Raw genomic sequence first — 17,708 nt, 5'->3', positions numbered from 1 at the left:
GTATTATCTTATTTCTTCTTTTTACCTTTATTATTCGTTAAAATCCTATCAGGCTCACTCGCAAATTCTGGGCTTGGGAAATACACAACCTTCTTCTTACCGAAAATCCTTTCCAATCTTCCATAAAACCAATTTTGGAAATTGTATAGGTGAAGGTAGAATACTGGCACCATCAAAAGTGTGATGATACTTGCAAATGCAAGTCCCCAACCGAAAGCTAGTGCCATCGGAACTAAGAATGGATCGTAACCTCCGATCCCATATGCGGTAGGTAAAAGCCCTAAAACTGTAGTGACAGTGGTCAAGGTCACAGCTCTAAGTCTTAAATTTCCGGTATCTACTAGGATTTCCTTAATGTCTTTGTTCGGATTTTCTCTACGAAGAGTGTTTGCAAAGTCCACAAGTACGATTGAGTCGTTAACTACAACTCCTGCAAGACCTACAATTCCAAGCATCGCTAAGAATCCGAAATATTCTCCATGAGTTACAAAAGCTAAGATCACTCCAATAAAGGAGAAGGGGATGGCGCTTCCGATTACAAGAGGTTGCATCAAAGATCCGAATTGGGAAGCGATGATGATGTACATGATAAGTAGCGCCATCAGGAATAAAAATCCTAAGGAGCCCATGGACTCTTCTGTGTCCTTATTCTCTCCGCCGAAACGGACCATATAGCCTGGATACTTATCTATGATCTTCTCTTGGTCTGCCAATTTTTTAGCGGAAGCATTCGCTTCCGTGGAGTTTGCCTGTTTTCCACCTGCTAAGTTTGCAGTGACCGTGACTAGACGTTTTCCATCCAAGTGATTGATATTAGAAACGCCAGGAAGTCTTTGCATAGTTACTAAACGAGACACTGGGATCATTTTACCAATGGAGTTTGAAACATATACATGATTCAAACTATCCACAGACTTTCTGTAGGATTCGGGAAAGCGGACTTTTACTTCTACTTCTTCATCCGTTCTTTTGATCTTGGTTGCGACAGTTCCTTGGAATGCGGTATTGATTGCTTGTGCAACTCTGAATACGGAGACTCCAGCAGTGGAAGCAAGAGATTCGCTGACTCGAATACGGACCTCGTCCTTACCTTCATTGAAGTCGTCTGCAATATCGGTGACCCCTTTCACTTTTCCGAGTACACCTTTGTATTCGGAAGCGATCTTAAGAAGAGTATCATAACTATCTCCCCTGATCTCGATTGCCACAGGTTTTCCTACTGGAGGTCCTCCGGATACTTTTTCGTATTCTAAGGCGACCAGTTTTCCTCGGAGAGATTCGAATTCTTCCGGGATCACTACAGGTTCGGGAATATCGCAAGGATTTTTACTCTCTTGCGCTTCTTTCTGAATCTTCTCTTCTTCTATTTTGCGAGAAGTTTCATTGAGTAGCCAAAGAGTTTTTCTTCTGAGTTTTTGGATGATATCATCCGTTTTATGGCATTTTTTACGGTTCTCTTCCGCAGTTAAATAAGCCATTACCATTCCGTAATGTTTTCCTCTTTTAGTAAAAGGATCGTTCGGATTGGCTTGGATGATCCCGACACGAGTCGCATAATTCTCCAGATCTTCCTGAGGGACTTTTGCGATTTCCTTTTCTATTACTTCTAAATAACGATAGGTTTCATTCAAACTTGCTCCGGTTTTGGCAGAAACCTTTACGTAGAATTGATCTACCGAACCCGGGAATAACTTAAACTTAGAGAATAGGATCTGGATGATAAAACTTGCGATCAATAGAGAGACTAAGCCTATCGTCATCTTCCATGGATTGCTCAATGCGAATTTAAGCGCAGGAACATACTTGGTATTTCTAAATTTAGAAAACCAGCCGGATTCTTCTTTGATCTCTCCCGCTTTTACTCCACCTTTATTGATATCGTATAAGTGGTTAGGAAGAATGAAGAATGCCTCCGCCAAAGACGCACAAAGCGCGATGATCACAACGAGAGGAATACTAAATACGAACTTACCGAAAATACCCGGCATGAATAGAAGTGGAGCAAATGCTGCAATCGTAGTAGTAACAGTTGCGGTCACAGGAGAAACTACTTCTAAGGTTCCCTTGAGAGTGGCCTCATAAGGAGGAAGTCCTTCTTCTATGTATCTATATACGTTTTCACAGATAATGATCGCATCATCCACAAGGATACCGACGACCAAAACTAATCCGAACATAGAGATCAAATTTAAGGTCAGACCGAATTGATCCATTATGAAGAATGTAGCACCGAAAGACACAGGAATTCCAAGAGCGGTCATCAGCGCCACTCTCCATCCCAAAAAGAAAAATAAAGATCCCATAACTAAGATCATTCCGAATGTTGCGTTAGAAATTAGAACATTTAACCTACGTCGGATATACTTAGAAAGATCGTTTACGAATGCATATTGAAATTCCGGAGAACCTTTGCGGAATTTTTCTACAGTGGACTTTACGCTATCTACCACTTTGATAGCATCCGCACTTTGTCTTTTTAAAACTGTAAGAGCGACAGTTTTGGTTCCGTTTACGTTCTCGATGTAATCCGCTTCTCTTAAACCTTCCGTAACTCTGGCAACATCCTGGATACGGATCGCGTTTCCGATCTCATTTCCTCTTACATGTACCTTGGAAATCTCTTCAGGAGTATCAAATTCTCCGATAGTTCTGAGAATGATCTCTTTGTCCAGACCGGTAATATTTCCACCAGGAACGTTTACGTTACGATTTCTTAATGCGCCAATCACGTCTTGACCGGTAAGATAAAAACCGAATAGACTATTCGGAAGAATATCCACTTGCATTTCAGTCTCTCTCCAGCCTCTACGTGAAACCTTTGCTACTCCAGAAATGTCCAAGAGAGCTTGTTCTACGATCTTTGCTTGGGCGCGTAATTTTTTCTCCGCTTCGACTGATCCATCATCATCCTTTAATGTGATGGAAACCTCGATTACTGGAGTTCTTGCAGTTGTGATCTCGGTTACGATAGGATCTTCCACTTCTTCCGGAAGATCTTCTACCCGGTCTATGGCGGATTTGATATCATCCACCACCTTTTGGGTATCCTTTGTATCCGGATCCAATGTGATCACGATCCCGGATCGACCCTCGATAGAAGCGGATCTATATTCTTTAATCCCATCCACTTCTTTGATCGCTTTTTCAAGAGGATTAGTGACTAACTTTTCCACCTCTTGGGGAGAAGCACCTAAATACAAAGTAGAGATAGAAACTATATCGAAGTTGATATTTGGGAACGCTTCTCTATTCATTTTTACTGCAAGAAAACTTCCTGCAAGAATGATTAGAACGGTGAGTAGGTTTACGAAGATACTTTTCGAGAGGAAATATTCGATGATACTTTTCATAGGGGTATTCTGCTTAAAAATTTAGGAGAGAAGTTCGTTTAGTCCAAGATAGGACCGGTTAGTTCCATGGAGTCGTTGAAGCCGAACATTTTTGTACTCTTTAATCTATCTACGTACAAAACTCCGTTTAGGTGATCGCATTCATGTTGGTATACGACTGCGGAATATCCCTCAATTGTCTCTTCGTGGGAATTTCCTTTTTCATCCATCCATTTCATTTCGATCTTATTGGGTCTTTCTACATAACCCCTCATGCCCGGAACGGAAAGACAACCTTCCCAATTACCGTCTACTGAATCCGTGATCGGTTTGATCTCAGGATTGATAAGAATTCTTTCCGGAACTCTGGATGGACTGTCATCTTCCGGATCGGAACCGACTACCACGATCTTCTTCATGATACCGATTTGAGGGGCGGCAAGTCCAACTCCGTCTGCATGTCTCATTGTATCAAACATGTCCCGGATCAACTTTTTGAACTCTTTGGTTCCCAGTTCGTCGGGATGAACAGTTTCACTGGTCTTTCTTAGAAGAGGATCGCCGATTTTGAGAATTTTGCGCACTGACATTTTCAGAACCTTGTCCTAGAGCTATCCTTCACCGGTTTTTGCCCACCAGATTTTAAGAATGGTTCTAGGATTTTAGACAGCATTCCAGCGGTCGGTTCTAAAAATCTTGGATTTTGAGCTTCCCACCTAAGTACTGAAGTTCCGACAGAAAGATTTTGCAATATTTCCGCTTGCGTTTCTAAGGGTCCGACGGTTCTGGGAAGAAGTAGACCTAATGGACATTTTGCCTTTTGGGAATAAAGATCTTCCTTTTCCAATCCGTTCCAAAGCTTTTCAAAACCGAATGGGTCGAAAAAGAACTTAGGGATCTGGGTCAAATTTCGCAAAAACCAATCCGTTTTTTCTAAAATAGACGCTGAGTATCCGGATACCGGCAGAGGATTCGGGAAAATCAGAAATGCAGAAAGTATTTTGTCATTAGGCTGGGTAAGAAGTGGCCAGACCAATCTAGCGGAAAATCCTTCCGCAATTAGAATTTGTTTCTTCTTTCTTTTCAGAAGAAAATCCAGAATATCTGCATTGGAAAATCCGGAGAATTTTTCAGGACCTTCTGCCACCGTAAGATAATATTCGGAAGAAAGTTCCGGGCTAAAGGATCGGTCGAAAGAATGTAAGGGGTCCCGGAGCCAAAGCACCTCGTCTTTTTTGGGATTTCCCCGGCTGGTAAAAGTCCAATGATTCTCTCGCATTAGTCTTGACAGTGATTAGGAAAGGAAACTATCTATTAGGTTCGGCTTGAGAGTTGGAGACGAGGGGAATCGAACCCCCGACCTTTTGAATGCCATTCAAATGCTCTCCCAACTGAGCTACATCCCCTTCGATTCCAACTTGGTCTCCTTGGGCATGCTGTCAATATATATTATTAGGAGCAATCGGATGAGCGATTCCGTCGAGGAGCTACAGAAAAAAATAAAGATCCAAAACGATATCATTAAAGGTTATGAGAAAGTTTTGAGATTGAATGAGCAGGAGTTGGAAAATGCGGATGAGATCATTCGTATGTACGAAACAATCATCCAATACTCCGGACAAGAATTAAAAGATGTTAAAGAAGCTTTTGATGCAACTTCAATCGTGACTAACTTATCCAGAGACGAATTAATTTCCGCAATGAATCGCATCAAAGAACTTGAACACGCTAATAAAAGATTAAGGGAAGAATCCCTTAAATTCCAATCCTAATTTTTCGACCTTGACCCATATAAAAAAACAGGAGACCCTACTCAGAAGTCGAAGCGACGGTTCCTTCTTTCTAGAAGAAGGTTTAGGGGTCTCCTCTATCTTTGATAGTTTTTTGAGAGAGGCAATTGCACTCACTCACGCGGATTTGGGTGGTATTTTTTCCACAACAGAATCCGCGAACATACGGCAGATATCCGGTCGTAACGAAAGAGAACTGATCGAAGCCGCTCACTGGGCATTTTCTCAATCCGGAAAAGATCTACTTTTAGAAAGAGGTAAAACTCCTCCCTGGGCAAAATCCCCAAGCAACTATCCGCTTTTAGTCGTTCGATTGAAAGTGGATGATTTGGACTCAACTGCCCAAGCAAAACGTGCAAGTTACGCAGTTTTGGTTTTACAAGGCAAAACAACTGCGGATCGTTTTTCTAAAACCGATTTCGAACTTCTTCGTACTACATGTAAAACAGTAGGAAGACTATTAAAAGAATCTCATGTTTCCGGAGATGCTTCCTTAGTCACACTTTCCTTACTCGCAACCACTCAGTTAGTATTAGAAGCTGCGCAAGCCAAAAGACAATCAGAACGTTTCGACTTCTTACTCACGGAAGTGATACGTGTTTCCGGATTGATCAATTCTTCCTTAGATCTTTCTCAATTATTAGAAGCAATCATGCTTTCCTCTAAAACAGTATTTAGGACGGAGGCTTGCAGCGTTCTCCTTTTAGATGAATCCAAAGAATATCTCTACTTTCATACGGTGCTCGGAGAAAAGAGTGAAGCAGTCACTAAGATGCAGGTACCTGTAGGAAAAGGTGTAGCAGGACTAGTAGTTCGAGAACGTAAACCTATGATCATTAATGATGCACAAAATGATGATCGGGTTTATAAGGAAGTAGATAAGGCTTCTCAATTCACTACTCGAAATATCATGGCTGCACCTTTGGTTGCAAACGACGAAGTTATTGGTGTGATAGAAGCGATCAATACTGTGGATAGAGAAAAGTTTACCGGAGAAGATCTAGAACTTTTCCTAAGTTTTTCGGGAACTTCCGCGTTAGCCATCCAAAAGACAGGACTTCTTCAAAATCTAGAGAATGCAAACAAGGATCTTCGCAAGAAAGTTTCAGAGTTAGAGTCTTTATTCGACTTATCTCAAGCAGTTAGTCTTTCTACAAACAGATTAGGTTTAGTTCGAAAGTCTATCAGACTTATTATTAGAGAGTTGGATGCGAGTGTTGCCGGTATTTTCTTGTATAGTCTTTCTAAAGAGAATTTCATTAATTGTGCTTATTACGATGGAGAGACCGAAAAGATAGATAGGTTTTCAGAAGATGAAATTTCGGGAACTCAGGTCATATCCAGTGTAATAGAAGGTCTTCCGGTCTTAAAAAGAGATATTTTAGACCAACCGTTCCCACATGAATTGGACAGAAGATATTTAAAGGGATCTTATATTATCGTTCCATTATTCTTATCTAGCGGGGAACCTTACGGGGCCTTGACTGTTGCGGACAGAAAGGATAAACTTTCTTACCAGGATTCGGACTTCCGATTATTGCAGACAATGGCTTCCCAGTTTACAAAGGGATTCGAAGCATTCCGTCTCAGAACGGAGATGTTGGAGAAAAAAGCGATCCAACAGGAGATGGAAATTACGCGTAAGATCCAACAGAATATTCTTCCTTCTGAAAAAGTATTTCATTCCAACTTTGATTTAGGAATTCTTTCCGTTCCTGCAAAAGACGTATCCGGAGATTTTTACGATTATTACCAGTACAGCGATGGTCAGTATTCCTTTTTGATTGCGGATGTTTCCGGAAAAAGTCTTCCTGCGGCACTCTTTATGGCGATGAGCTCTTCTATCATTCGGACTCTTGCTAGAAACCATGACTTAAGTCCTGAGGAAATTTTAAGACAGGGAAATGAGCTGATTTTCGAAGATTCACATTTTGGAATGTTCGTCACCGCATTCTTCATTCATTATAATCCTTCCTTGTTTACGATTGAATACGCATCTGCAGGTCATAACGACCAGGTCTGGATCAAAGAAGACGGTTCTTACGAATTGTTGAAAGGACAGGGGCCTCCTCTAGGTGTAATCCCGACTGCAAAATATAAAGGTGGAAATTTCACGGTCAAACCCGGAGATATTTTTGTTCTTTATACCGACGGAGCAGTAGAGGAAAAAGATGCTCAAGGAAATGAGTTCGGTCTGGAAAGAATGATCGAAGAAATCAAATCCAGAAGACATCTTCCCGCTCGAAAGATTGTGGAAGAATTGTATGCCACCATCCGTTCCTTCTCCTCCGGAAAAGAACCTTTCGACGATTTCACTGTGCTTCTATTGAAGTATAATAATGATTTTCAATTTTTCAGGACTTTCGACGCAAATACCGGACAAATTCCTATCTTCCGAGAATTTATATATGATGCGATCAAAGTCAGAAATCTGCCTGATTTCTTAAGAGACGATATTCTTTTAGCGGGAGACGAGGCGGCTACAAATATCGTAATGCACGGTTATAAAGATACTCTGCTTAGAAATCCGAAATTCGATTGTAAAATTCGGTTCACTGAAGATTCTATCACGATCGTGCTGACTGATTCCGGAAAAGGATTCGACAGAACGAATGTGAAAGACCCGTCCATAGAGGAAAACCTCACCGGAAAAAGAAAAGGCGGATTCGGTGTGTATCTAATCGAGACATTGATGGACGTGGTGGATTATAAAATGGAAGAGGGAAGAAACATACTCACTCTCCAAAAATTTTTCCGCTGAAGATGGGGGTAAAATGGAACTGACGGTAGAAATAAAAGGGAACTCTAGAGTGATCCATCTAATTGGAAATATGGATGTTCATAATACCCATAGGGTAGAACAGGCGTTCATGGATCATATCCGAAAGGCTACTGAGCCCAATATCGTCTTAGATATGTCCAACGTGGAGTTCGTTTCTTCTGCAGGTTTGAGAGTCATCGTAGGTTCCTTAAGAGTTTGTAAGGAAAGAGAGATCCAACTAAAACTTGCCGCTTTACGCCCTGCAGTCCGTAAGGTTTTCGAGATCATTGATATGGATTCCCTTTTTAAGATTTATGATACCGTAGATTCAAGCCTCCAATAAATACTTTTCCCGAACCGCCGTTTTTTAATCTTCTAAATCGGCGGGGCCAAACTTTAGATTTCCTTTCCTTCTTCTTTCAACATTTTTAAGCTTTCCTCCCTGGCCTTTCTCTAAAAACTGTGTACCGTATGTCGGAACAAGCGTACTCTATAGATAATCCGTTTCAATCTTCTGAATCTTCGGAATCCCAACCCGTCTCCAGTATTTACGACGATGCCAATGCAATGGGCAAAGAATTACTGGAAAAACCTCTGCAAGGAGGAGGAACGGATCGGATCCTCGTACAACATTCTAAAGGAAGAATGACTGTTTGGGAAAGGATCAAAGTCCTTACCAATTCAGAGCCAAATATTCTCTATCAAAACTGGGGAAAAAATTTAGATGGCGCTTCCTTAATCACAGGTATTTTAAATATTAACGGAAGGGACGTAGCAATCTACGGACATGACTTCACTCTAAGAGCGGGGTCCATGGATGCTACTAACGGAAATAAACTTGCAAGGCTCATCTATATGGCAGGGGAACATGGAATTCCTCTGATCGGGATGAACGACTCCGCTGGTGCCTATGTTCCTGCCGGGGTTGGCGGTCTGGACGGATACTCCGAAGCATTCACAGCACTCAGAAAGATTAGCGGTGTGGTCCCAAGCTTAATGCTCATGTTCGGATTTAACGCGGGTGGTGGAGCTTATCTTCCGAGACAAGGTTCCTTCATGATCCAACCGGAAAATACGTTCTTCGGTTTGACCGGACCCGGAGTTGTTAAATCAGTTTTAGGTGAGGATATCAGCGCAGACGATCTGGGAGGACCTAAAGTCCACGGACAAAGCGGGGTAGTGGACTTAGTTACTAACGACGAGTTAGGAGCATTAAGAACTGCACTCAGACTTCTATCTTATATTCCTGATAATAGTTCAAGTGCTGCACCTTTCCATCCTACTTCTGATCCTACAGATAGATTTATCTATGAAGAAGAGATCTTATTCAAAAAGACATTCAATTCCCCTACAGGAATGAATACTCCATTTGATATCACATTATATATCCAGAATATTTGCGACCATGGACAATACTTCGAGATCCAGCCTCAAAGATCCAGAAACTTAGTTACTGCATTCGGTAGATTGGGCGGACATGTGGTTGGTTTCGTAGCGAATAACTCTGCTGTTTCTTCCGGTCAGATCGATATTGGCGCCGCAAGAAAAGGTACTCGATTTATCCGTTTCTGTAATGTATATAATATTCCTTTAATATTCTTGGAAGATACTACCGGATTCTTACCTGGAAAAGAACAGGAGCAAAATGGGATTGTGCTCGAAGGAAGAAAACTTCTGGATTCGATCATAGATATCCGCACTCCAAGATTAACTCTTATCATCAGAAACGCATTCGGTGGAGCTTACGCAAGTTTTAACTCTTACCATACCGGTGCGGACATGGTATTTGCACTTCCTACTGCAAGGATTGCTGTTATGGGACCTGCAGGTAAGGACTACGTCTACAAAGACGAGATAACTGCGATCCAAAAAGAATATAAGGAAAATCTGAAGAATGGCACCTCTGAAAAAGATGCCGCTGCAACCAGGGATAAAAAACTGCAACTTCTCTCTCAAAAATACGAGAAGGAACTTATGAATCCTAAGGAAGCATTATCGTTAGGTTCCGTTTCTAGGATCGTTCTTCCGGGAACCACCAGAAACATCCTATTCAAAAACTTAGATTATTTAATCCGACACTACAAACCTGGACCGATGTCCGGACCTCAAAGGGAATTCGAGTAAACAAAGATGATCGACTACCAAAATCGGCGCATTACATTTCGCGAATCTACTTCTCCTTGGCTCCATTCTTTTTCCTTAGAGACGATCAAATGTCTGATCGTCTGCCGAGGCCCAGTTCGAAAAGAAGCAATGGAAATTTTCGACCAAATCGGGATCAGAGAATACGGTATTTTACTTTCGGAAAAAGATTCGGTCGTTTATCCGATGGCACTCGCTCCGGAACTTAGAGACTTCAGATTCCCTTCCAATATCCACCGAGTTCCTGACTACATGGGAGCCGGTGCGGAAGAAAAAGCTGCAAGAATTAAACAAATCATCCAAATCGCAAAAGATAACGGATACACTCATATCTTTGCCGGTTACGGATTCATGGCAGAAGATTCCGAATTTATCGAGGCAATCGAAGAGAGCGGAATTACATTCATGGGACCTTCTTCTCATGTGGCTCACCAAGCGGGCTCTAAAGACGAAGCTAAAAAACTCGCTCGTAAACTGAATGTTTCTGTGACCCCAGGTGTGGATACGATCTCTGCTACTTGCCTTCTCAAAAAAGCAAAGGACGAAAAAGCGTTAGTTGCTCTTGCGAAAGAAAAGGGATTAAGCTACACTTATAATTCTTCCGTCTCTTTGGAAGAAAATGCGGAAGCGCTATTATATGCCGGTTATGAAAAAATCGTAGAGTTAGTAACCATTCCTGAATTACAGGCTCAGGCAGAAATTGAAACTGCTGAGATCTGGAAAAAATACCCAAGCAACCGTATCCGTTTTAAATATGTGGGCGGTGGCGGAGGAAAAGGCCAACGGGTAGTTTCCAAACCGGAAGAAGTAAAGACTGCAGTACAAGAAATATTATCGGAATCTAAAGTAACCGCTCCTGGTTCCAATAGAAACTTTTTGATAGAATTAAATATCGAAAAGACCAGGCATAATGAGATCCAGTTGATCGGTAACGGAGAATGGTGTCTTGCTTTAGGTGGAAGGGACTGTTCCGTTCAGATGCACGAACAGAAACTTCTGGAGATCTCACTTACTCAGGAACTTCTACAAAACGAGATCGCAATTCTTGAAAAAACATCGCCTAAAAAAGCGGAGATCATGAAGGCAGACCTTCAAGTCCTCAAAGAAATGGAAGAGCAATCCGAAAGATTCGGACAAGCAGTCGCTTTAAATAGTGTTTCCACCTTCGAGTTGATTGTAGAAGGGACCAATCACTTCTTCATGGAGATGAACACCAGGATCCAAGTAGAGCATAGAGTCACCGAGATGGTGTATTCATTGAAGTTCACCAATCCTGAAAACAAATCCGAATTTTTTATCGTAGATAGTTTGATCGAGGCAATGGCTCTTTTAGCTCTTCACGGAAAAAGACTACCTAAACCGGAACGTGTTGTTCGAAATATTTCCGGCGCGGAAGTTCGTATCAATGCTACGAATAAAGCGATCCAACCTCACGCTGGCGGCGTTATTCTAAGTTGGTCTAAACCTCTACCGGAAGAGATCAGAGATGACCAAGGCATTTCCGTTAGAAATCCTGATACAGGTCTATTCGTACATTATAAAGTAGCCGGTGCTTACGATTCGAATATCGCACTTTTGATCACTTACGGAACAAGTAGGGAAGATAATCTTCGCAGACTCGGGAATGTTCTAAGAAAGACCGAGCTTAGAGGTCAGGATCTACAAACGAACTTACTTGTTCATTATGGATTGATCCACTGGATCTTAGGAAAGGATCCTCTATTCAAACCTTCTACTGCGTTTATGATCTCATACCTTGCAGGAGTGGGTGCTCTTGAAAGTTTGGGCAAAGACGTAGATCTTGAAGTTGCTTGGACGAAGGTTCTTTCAAATGCTCCAGCCGAAGGGAAGAAGGTCCTTTCTCGTAAGCTAACCTTGATCACAAGACCTCTGGGAGAGATACTCTCGGACGCTCATGTTTTAGCAGGATTTTTGGGTTATCATGAAAACGTTTCTTGGAAGTTCGAAAAAGACCAAGTGACTTGGTTACGAAATCCGATCCATATTCTTTCCGACCTATACTATTATTTACATATGGAAGGTGAGTTACACCAATCTCCTTCCGAACAGATCTGGGATCATGATCAGAAGGTTTTACAATCTGCATTAGCATTTTATAAAGAACTGGAAAGACTTACCGGCAAAAAAGCGGATTCCACAGATTGGGATTCTGTTTTTGCAGGAAAGGCTCCTGCAGGCGTGGACTCTTCGGTTTGGACTAAGGCAATTGCTTCTCACAAAGGATTCCAAATCGGATTAGAATTACTTAAAATTATTCCAAATCTTGGAAACAAATCAGGCTTCTATAAACTGGGAGTTGATGAGAATTTAGAACCAGTGATCCCGGAAGAATTTAAGAAGGCTGACACAAGAGACGCATTCATCAAATTCTTAGCGCCTGCTCCTAAAGCAAGTTCAGATGAGATCGTTTCACCAATGGGTGGAATGTTCTACTCCAAGGAAGCACCAGAACTTCCTCCAATGGTGAAAGAAGGTGAGCACTTCAAAGTTGGCCAACCTTTATTCATCGTGGAAGTAATGAAGATGTTCAATAAAATAACCGCTCCATTCTCCGGAACTGTCAAGGAAGTGATCTTGCAAGACAGTGACGGAAAGATTATCCAAAAAGGACAGACTATCTTCAAGATTGTTCCGGACGAGGTTATTAAGATCGAGACTCCGGAAGAGATCCAAGATAGAAAGAATAAGGTAACTTTCTCTCTCCTATAAGTTATACTTCTAAGATTCTCGCTTAAGTTTTTAACCGGCGAGAATCTCTGAAGGAATATCTCCTAAGGAAAGTATCTTCTCCGCAGCTCCTCTTTCTATGGCTTCCCTTGGCATACCGAATACTACAGAACTTGTTTCGTCTTGAGCGATTGTTCTTCCGCCTGCTTGTCTGATCTCTAATAATCCTGCTGCACCATCTGCGCCCATACCCGTAAGTAAAAATGCTTTTGCATTTCGTCCTACATGTTTCGCAACCGAATGAAATAATACATCCACAGAAGGTCTGTGACGATTTACGAGTGGTCCATCCGTTATTTTAACGATAAACTGAGCTCCACTTCCTATCACTTCCATATGTTTATTCCCTGGAGCGATGAGTGCGGTGCCTTCTTGGATCCTATCCCCATCTGAAGCTTCTTTCACGGTGATTTTACAAATCTTATCTAGACGATTTGCAAACGCTTCCGTAAATTTTTCAGGCATATGTTGTACGATTACAATCCCTGGACTGTTTGCGGGGAGAGAAGTTAAAATTTCTTCCAAAGCAATCGTTCCACCTGTAGAAGTCCCGATTGCAATAATCCTATCAGTAGTCGCAATTTTTGTAAAATCCAGTCCGTTCGTTTTTGGAGAAGGAGACGAAATTTGATGTTTTAGTTTTGAAATGGAAGCTGAACGAATACATTCTCCTAAATATACTGCAGAATCTTCTAAAAAATCTTTTAGGCCTATTTTGGGTTTAGTCACAATTCCGACCGCACCTTCCTTCAACGCGATCCAAGCTGTTTCTGATGATTCTTCCGCGAGGGAAGAGCAGATTAAAACCGGAGTAGGATGAGTGTGCATGATCTTTTTTAAAAAACTGATCCCATCCATTCTGGGCATTTCGATATCCAGAACGATCACATCGGGCCATCTTTCCGATTTTCCTAATTTTTCCAAAGCGAACACTGGATCGGGTGACGATCCAATCACCTTTATATCTGAATTCATCTCCAAGACTTGCTTAAGTACGGATCGGACCACCGCTGAATCGTCGATAATATATACGTATATCATATTATACTAATTTTTGGGGTTTTCCATATACACTTCTCCATCCCATAAGGAGAAATATATTTTTCGGTGGGACTTACCCCCGGTATTGGAAGCTGTTAGATCTATATTTGCTTTGCGGACCAAATCTAAAACGGATTCAACATTCTTCTCGCCGATTTCCACAATTCTTTTAACTTCTTCCAATTGAGCCTCTTCCGGCGAGAACATGGAAGCTCCACCGAAAATTTTGCATACGAATCTTCCCGGTCTTTCTCCTAATTTTTGGAATTGTTTTAAGAAAGATTCCAAGGCATCGTCAGCATATTTAGGATGCGGTTCCGGAATATGCGAAGGTCGCTTTGGCAACATGATATGAGCCATCCCTCCCACCTTAGAATAAGGATGCCAAAAACATAATGCAACACATGAGCCTAAAAGGGTACGAATACGAGTGTCATTCTCACCCCAATAGAAACCTCCCGGCTGCAAAAAAATGTCCTTAACGATCTCTGGTTCCATCTAAACTGCGTTAGCCGCTTCCTCTTTTGTTTCCTCCAAAGCAGTCAATTCTTCTACCGTTAATAAGCGGAGAAGGTTGAGTAAAAGAATAAATCCGCTTGCCTGCCTTGCCATACCTGCTAAAAAGTCCACACGTATCCTAGATCCGAATGTAGGAGGAGGTTCTATTTCAGTAGAAGGTATACTCAATACTTCATATACGGATTCTACGATCAGACCTATATCCATTCCGGCACCGTTAACTGATTCAGGAACCTCCACTATCACAATGCAAGTTCGTTTGTCTGGAGAATGTTTCTTTCTGAAAAACTTATCGCATACGTCCAGAACAGGGACTACATTTCCTCTTAGATTGATTACCCCCGGAATAAAAGAAGGCATCATCGGAACCGTAGTTACGTGAGTGTATTCTAGGATCTCTTTTACGTTCAAAAGTCCTATTCCGAAAGTTTCCTCTCCGATCTTAAAGGTCAAATACTGATTATCTTCGAAAGTGCTCACTTATAACACCTCAGTATTTTTCAAACTTAGGTTTGTCCGGAATAGTTACAGTCCTTACAGCCGTCAAAGGTTTGGATCCGTTGCCTTTAGTTTCCTTTCCCAGAGACTCTTTACTCAATCGGAAGAATAGAACCGATTCTCTCAGTGATTCCGCTTGGCTATTCATCTCTTCTGCGATCGCCGCTAATTCTTCGGAAGCAGAGGCATTTTGCTGAGAGACCTGATCTAACTGTCCCATCGCTTTATTGATCTCTACTACTCCGGAAGCTTGTTCTTCGCTAGAAGCTGTGATCTCTTGCACTAAATCTGCAGTTTTTCTAATATTCGGAACGATCTCGCTGATAAGTTTTCCCGCTTTTTCAGCGATTGCTACGGAAGAAACTGCAAGGCTTGAGATCTCATTTGCGGACTTTTGGCTTCTTTCCGCTAATTTTCTAACCTCGGATGCTACTACTGCAAATCCTCTTCCGTGTTCTCCTGCTCTTGCCGCTTCTATCGCTGCGTTCAAAGCGAGTAGGTTAGTCTGGTAAGCAATATCCTCAATGATCGAAATTTTTTCCGCGATCTGTTTCATCGCAGTTACTGTTTCGGTTACTGATTTACCTCCGTCTTCCGCATCCTTTGATGATTGACTTGCTATCTGCTCAGTCTGTTTGGAATTACTAGCGTTTTGATCTATAGAGGCAGTCATTTCTTCTAAAGAAGAAGTTGTCTGCTCTACGGAAGCTGCTTGTTCTGAAGCACCTTGGCTAAGCGAATTTGCAGTAGAAGAAACTTCTCCTGCAGAACCTACTAAACTTCCGGCTTTCATGACTATATCACCCATGATCTCGTTTAGTTTATCCACCGTAGTATTTCCGTATTCTTTCAGTTTTCCGAATGTTCCAAAATATTCGTTCTCTATTTTGGAAGTGAGATCTCCATTAGCTAATCTTTCTAAGGCTTCAACAACTTCATTGAGTCCGGTTTCACTCACTTGTAAGAAAGAATTAATCCCTTCTCCTAGATTTCTAAAGAAGCCATCTTTTCCTTCTAATCGTACCCTAGTTTTAAAATCTCCTTTTGCCGCGGCACCTACTATCTCCTCGATCTCCCTTTGGACTGCAAGTTCTGTTGTGACGTCGTACCATTCCACCACCGCTCCTAATCTTTGCCCTTCTGAGCTCAAGATAGGATTTGCAATCAGATTAAACGACCTTCCTCCAATCGTAATAGAAGACTCATAAGTGCTAGTCAGATTGGCGAGTAGGTTTCGTTGGTGGGAAGGATTCTTATGGAAAGTATCGATATTCGTTCCAAGTAAACTTTGTAGATTGAAAGCACTTAATTGTTTTCTAATATCTCCTTCGCCGTTTTGGAACATCTTGTATACTGCCTTATTCATATACTTGATATTGAAGTCATTATCAGCGATCATCACATTCGTTGAGGCGTTGTCTAAGGCTACTTTAATACGAGTTAACTCGTCATTCTCGAGTTTACGGGCTTCTGTGACTTTTTTCTGCTCAGTGACATCTGACCATTCTACTACTGCGCCCAATCTATCCCCATTTTCTGTGAGAATTGGATTTGCGATCAGATCGAATGTTCTTCCGCCAATTTCTATACTTGATTTGAAAGTATTGGTAAATGAACCGAGTATTCCTCTTTGGTGTGCAGGGTTCTTGTGATATGAGTCAATATTCGAACCTAGTAATTTATTCAAATGGAAATTGTTGAGTTGTTTTCTGATATCAGTTTCGCCTATCTCGAACATCTTCACGATCGATTTGTTCATATATTTGATATTCAGATGGGTATCAGCGATCATGATGTTCGTACTAGTATTGTCCAATGCGACTTTAATGCGAGTAAGCTCTTCATTCTCTTGGCGTCGGACCTCCAACATTTTCTTCTGTTCTGTGACGTCCGCCCATTCTACGACCGCTCCAAGTCTGTCTCCTGACTCAGTCAGTATAGGGTTAGCGATTAGATCGAAACTTCTACCGCCGATCTCAATAGTGGAACGGAATGTCTGGTTCAGATCTTTTAATATATTTCTTTGGTGAGCAGGGTTCTTGTGATAGCTATCAATATTTGAGCCCATCAAAGATTCCATTCTGAACTGACTGAGTTGCTTTTTGATATCTTCTTCTGCATTCCCAAACATTCGACGGATAGATTTGTTCATGTAGGTGACCTTCAGATTTTGATCCGCCATCATGATATTCGTGGTAACATTATCCAAAGCAGTTCTAATTCGAATAAATTCCTCAGAATCAGACTTCCCGTTAATAACTGTATTTCCGGACGAGAATGGTTTTAGGTAAATCACCAAAGCAGGTAGGAGTAGGGTCCCAAATATCGCGAACAGGAAATGATAATAGAGTGGGTTTTCTTTCTGGACAGCAACAGAAACGAAGGACTTGGATTTTTCCCAATCTGATTTTAATTTTTCTAATTTAGGTATAGAATTTCCGGAAACCTGATCTAGAAAATTCTCCCTTGTATCCTTTGCCTGAATTCCTAGAATTCCTTTTGCAGCTAAGATACTTTCCTGAAGGGCCTCGAGATCTTTTTGAAATTGCTGTAGATCATCTGGATTCTTTAAGCCTGATGAAAATTCTTTTATATCGGATACAATGGTATTTTGTATCGTTTTCAAATTCTCTAATTTAGAAGAAAGGGATTCTTTGCTTTGTCCGGGGAGAAATAAGGAATACAAACCGGATTCATAGTCTCTTAATTCTGAATGTATCGATTCGGAAGTGACCGAAACTTTATCCGAGGATCCAGTCGCGAATCCATGATCATACAAATAACTCCAACCGGCTGATCCGAATGTCAGGAATACTCCCAACAACAAAGACCAAACAATTACACTTAGTTTTAATTTACCCTGTCCCATACGATTTACCT

At 41.5% G+C, this 17,708-nt stretch carries 12 protein-coding genes and 1 tRNA gene; 5 read left to right on the top strand and 8 right to left on the bottom strand.

Annotated features, from left to right (window positions below):
- Window positions 1-8 precede the first annotated feature (8 nt).
- The 4 genes from CH352_RS05810 to CH352_RS05795 all read right to left on the bottom strand — a co-directional run bounded on the left by CH352_RS05810 (window position 9) and on the right by CH352_RS05795 (window position 4,735).
- Window positions 9-3,350, bottom strand: coding sequence for an efflux RND transporter permease subunit (locus CH352_RS05810; protein WP_100705887.1), 3,342 nt, complete (start codon window positions 3,348-3,350; stop codon window positions 9-11).
- 38 nt (window positions 3,351-3,388) lie between these two features.
- The gene (def, locus tag CH352_RS05805) at window positions 3,389-3,919 is read right to left on the bottom strand and encodes a peptide deformylase (RefSeq protein ID WP_100705886.1); all 531 of its coding nucleotides are present in this window, start codon (window positions 3,917-3,919) and stop codon (window positions 3,389-3,391) included.
- Between the two features lie 2 nt (window positions 3,920-3,921).
- Window positions 3,922-4,608, bottom strand: coding sequence for a hypothetical protein (locus CH352_RS05800; protein ID WP_100705885.1), 687 nt, complete (start codon window positions 4,606-4,608; stop codon window positions 3,922-3,924).
- Between the two features lie 54 nt (window positions 4,609-4,662).
- Window positions 4,663-4,735: transfer RNA gene (locus CH352_RS05795), tRNA-Ala, on the bottom strand.
- A gap of 60 nt (window positions 4,736-4,795) precedes the next feature.
- Here CH352_RS05795 and CH352_RS05790 point away from each other — a divergent pair.
- From CH352_RS05790 to CH352_RS05770, 5 genes are all read left to right on the top strand, one after another.
- On the top strand, window positions 4,796-5,101 hold the full coding sequence (locus tag CH352_RS05790) for a hypothetical protein (protein ID WP_086448752.1): 306 nt from the start codon (window positions 4,796-4,798) through the stop codon (window positions 5,099-5,101).
- 97 nt (window positions 5,102-5,198) lie between these two features.
- Complete coding sequence (locus CH352_RS05785; protein WP_423789690.1) at window positions 5,199-7,880, top strand: SpoIIE family protein phosphatase; 2,682 nt, start codon at window positions 5,199-5,201, stop codon at window positions 7,878-7,880.
- 13 nt (window positions 7,881-7,893) lie between these two features.
- Window positions 7,894-8,223 carry an STAS domain-containing protein gene (locus tag CH352_RS05780; RefSeq protein ID WP_008596558.1) on the top strand — a complete coding sequence of 110 codons (330 nt, stop codon included), beginning with the start codon at window positions 7,894-7,896 and terminating at the stop codon, window positions 8,221-8,223.
- A 128-nt stretch (window positions 8,224-8,351) separates the two neighbouring features.
- Window positions 8,352-10,004, top strand: a complete 1,653-nt coding sequence (locus CH352_RS05775; RefSeq protein WP_100705883.1) for an acyl-CoA carboxylase subunit beta — start codon at window positions 8,352-8,354, stop codon at window positions 10,002-10,004.
- Window positions 10,005-10,010: 6 nt separating this feature from the next.
- Window positions 10,011-12,752, top strand: a complete 2,742-nt coding sequence (locus CH352_RS05770) for an ATP-binding protein (protein ID WP_100705882.1) — start codon at window positions 10,011-10,013, stop codon at window positions 12,750-12,752.
- A 30-nt stretch (window positions 12,753-12,782) separates the two neighbouring features.
- On the opposite strand, the gene CH352_RS05765 is transcribed toward CH352_RS05770, so the two are convergent.
- Genes CH352_RS05765 through CH352_RS05750 form a run of 4 tightly spaced genes read right to left on the bottom strand, consistent with a single transcriptional unit; the run spans window position 12,783 to window position 17,697 of the window.
- The gene (locus CH352_RS05765; RefSeq protein WP_100705881.1) at window positions 12,783-13,811 is read right to left on the bottom strand and encodes a protein-glutamate methylesterase/protein-glutamine glutaminase; all 1,029 of its coding nucleotides are present in this window, start codon (window positions 13,809-13,811) and stop codon (window positions 12,783-12,785) included.
- A gap of 6 nt (window positions 13,812-13,817) precedes the next feature.
- A complete protein-coding gene (locus CH352_RS05760) occupies window positions 13,818-14,309 on the bottom strand; it encodes a chemotaxis protein CheD (RefSeq protein WP_100705880.1) in 492 nt (163 codons plus the stop codon).
- Window positions 14,310-14,810, bottom strand: a complete 501-nt coding sequence (locus CH352_RS05755; protein WP_100705879.1) for a chemotaxis protein CheW — start codon at window positions 14,808-14,810, stop codon at window positions 14,310-14,312.
- A 10-nt stretch (window positions 14,811-14,820) separates the two neighbouring features.
- A complete protein-coding gene (locus CH352_RS05750; protein ID WP_243396241.1) occupies window positions 14,821-17,697 on the bottom strand; it encodes a methyl-accepting chemotaxis protein in 2,877 nt (958 codons plus the stop codon).
- Window positions 17,698-17,708: the final 11 nt, after the last annotated feature.

This window comes from Leptospira hartskeerlii (genome assembly GCF_002811475.1).
GTDB classification, from domain to species: domain Bacteria; phylum Spirochaetota; class Leptospiria; order Leptospirales; family Leptospiraceae; genus Leptospira_B; species Leptospira_B hartskeerlii.
This window is presented reverse-complemented; position numbering and strand designations above follow the sequence as displayed.

What these genes read in the sequence shown, in the direction of transcription:
- def (WP_100705886.1), bottom strand. Translation starts at nt 3,919, where the DNA reads ATGTCAGTGCGCAAAATTCTCAAAATCGGCGATCCTCTTCTAAGAAAG.
- CH352_RS05790 (WP_086448752.1), top strand. Translation starts at nt 4,796, where the DNA reads ATGAGCGATTCCGTCGAGGAGCTACAGAAAAAAATAAAGATCCAAAAC.
- CH352_RS05750 (WP_243396241.1), bottom strand. Translation starts at nt 17,697, where the DNA reads ATGGGACAGGGTAAATTAAAACTAAGTGTAATTGTTTGGTCTTTGTTG.
- CH352_RS05780 (WP_008596558.1), top strand. Translation starts at nt 7,894, where the DNA reads ATGGAACTGACGGTAGAAATAAAAGGGAACTCTAGAGTGATCCATCTA.
- CH352_RS05770 (WP_100705882.1), top strand. Translation starts at nt 10,011, where the DNA reads ATGATCGACTACCAAAATCGGCGCATTACATTTCGCGAATCTACTTCT.
- CH352_RS05760 (WP_100705880.1), bottom strand. Translation starts at nt 14,309, where the DNA reads ATGGAACCAGAGATCGTTAAGGACATTTTTTTGCAGCCGGGAGGTTTC.
- CH352_RS05765 (WP_100705881.1), bottom strand. Translation starts at nt 13,811, where the DNA reads ATGATATACGTATATATTATCGACGATTCAGCGGTGGTCCGATCCGTA.
- CH352_RS05775 (WP_100705883.1), top strand. Translation starts at nt 8,352, where the DNA reads ATGTCGGAACAAGCGTACTCTATAGATAATCCGTTTCAATCTTCTGAA.
- CH352_RS05810 (WP_100705887.1), bottom strand. Translation starts at nt 3,350, where the DNA reads ATGAAAAGTATCATCGAATATTTCCTCTCGAAAAGTATCTTCGTAAAC.
- CH352_RS05800 (WP_100705885.1), bottom strand. Translation starts at nt 4,608, where the DNA reads ATGCGAGAGAATCATTGGACTTTTACCAGCCGGGGAAATCCCAAAAAA.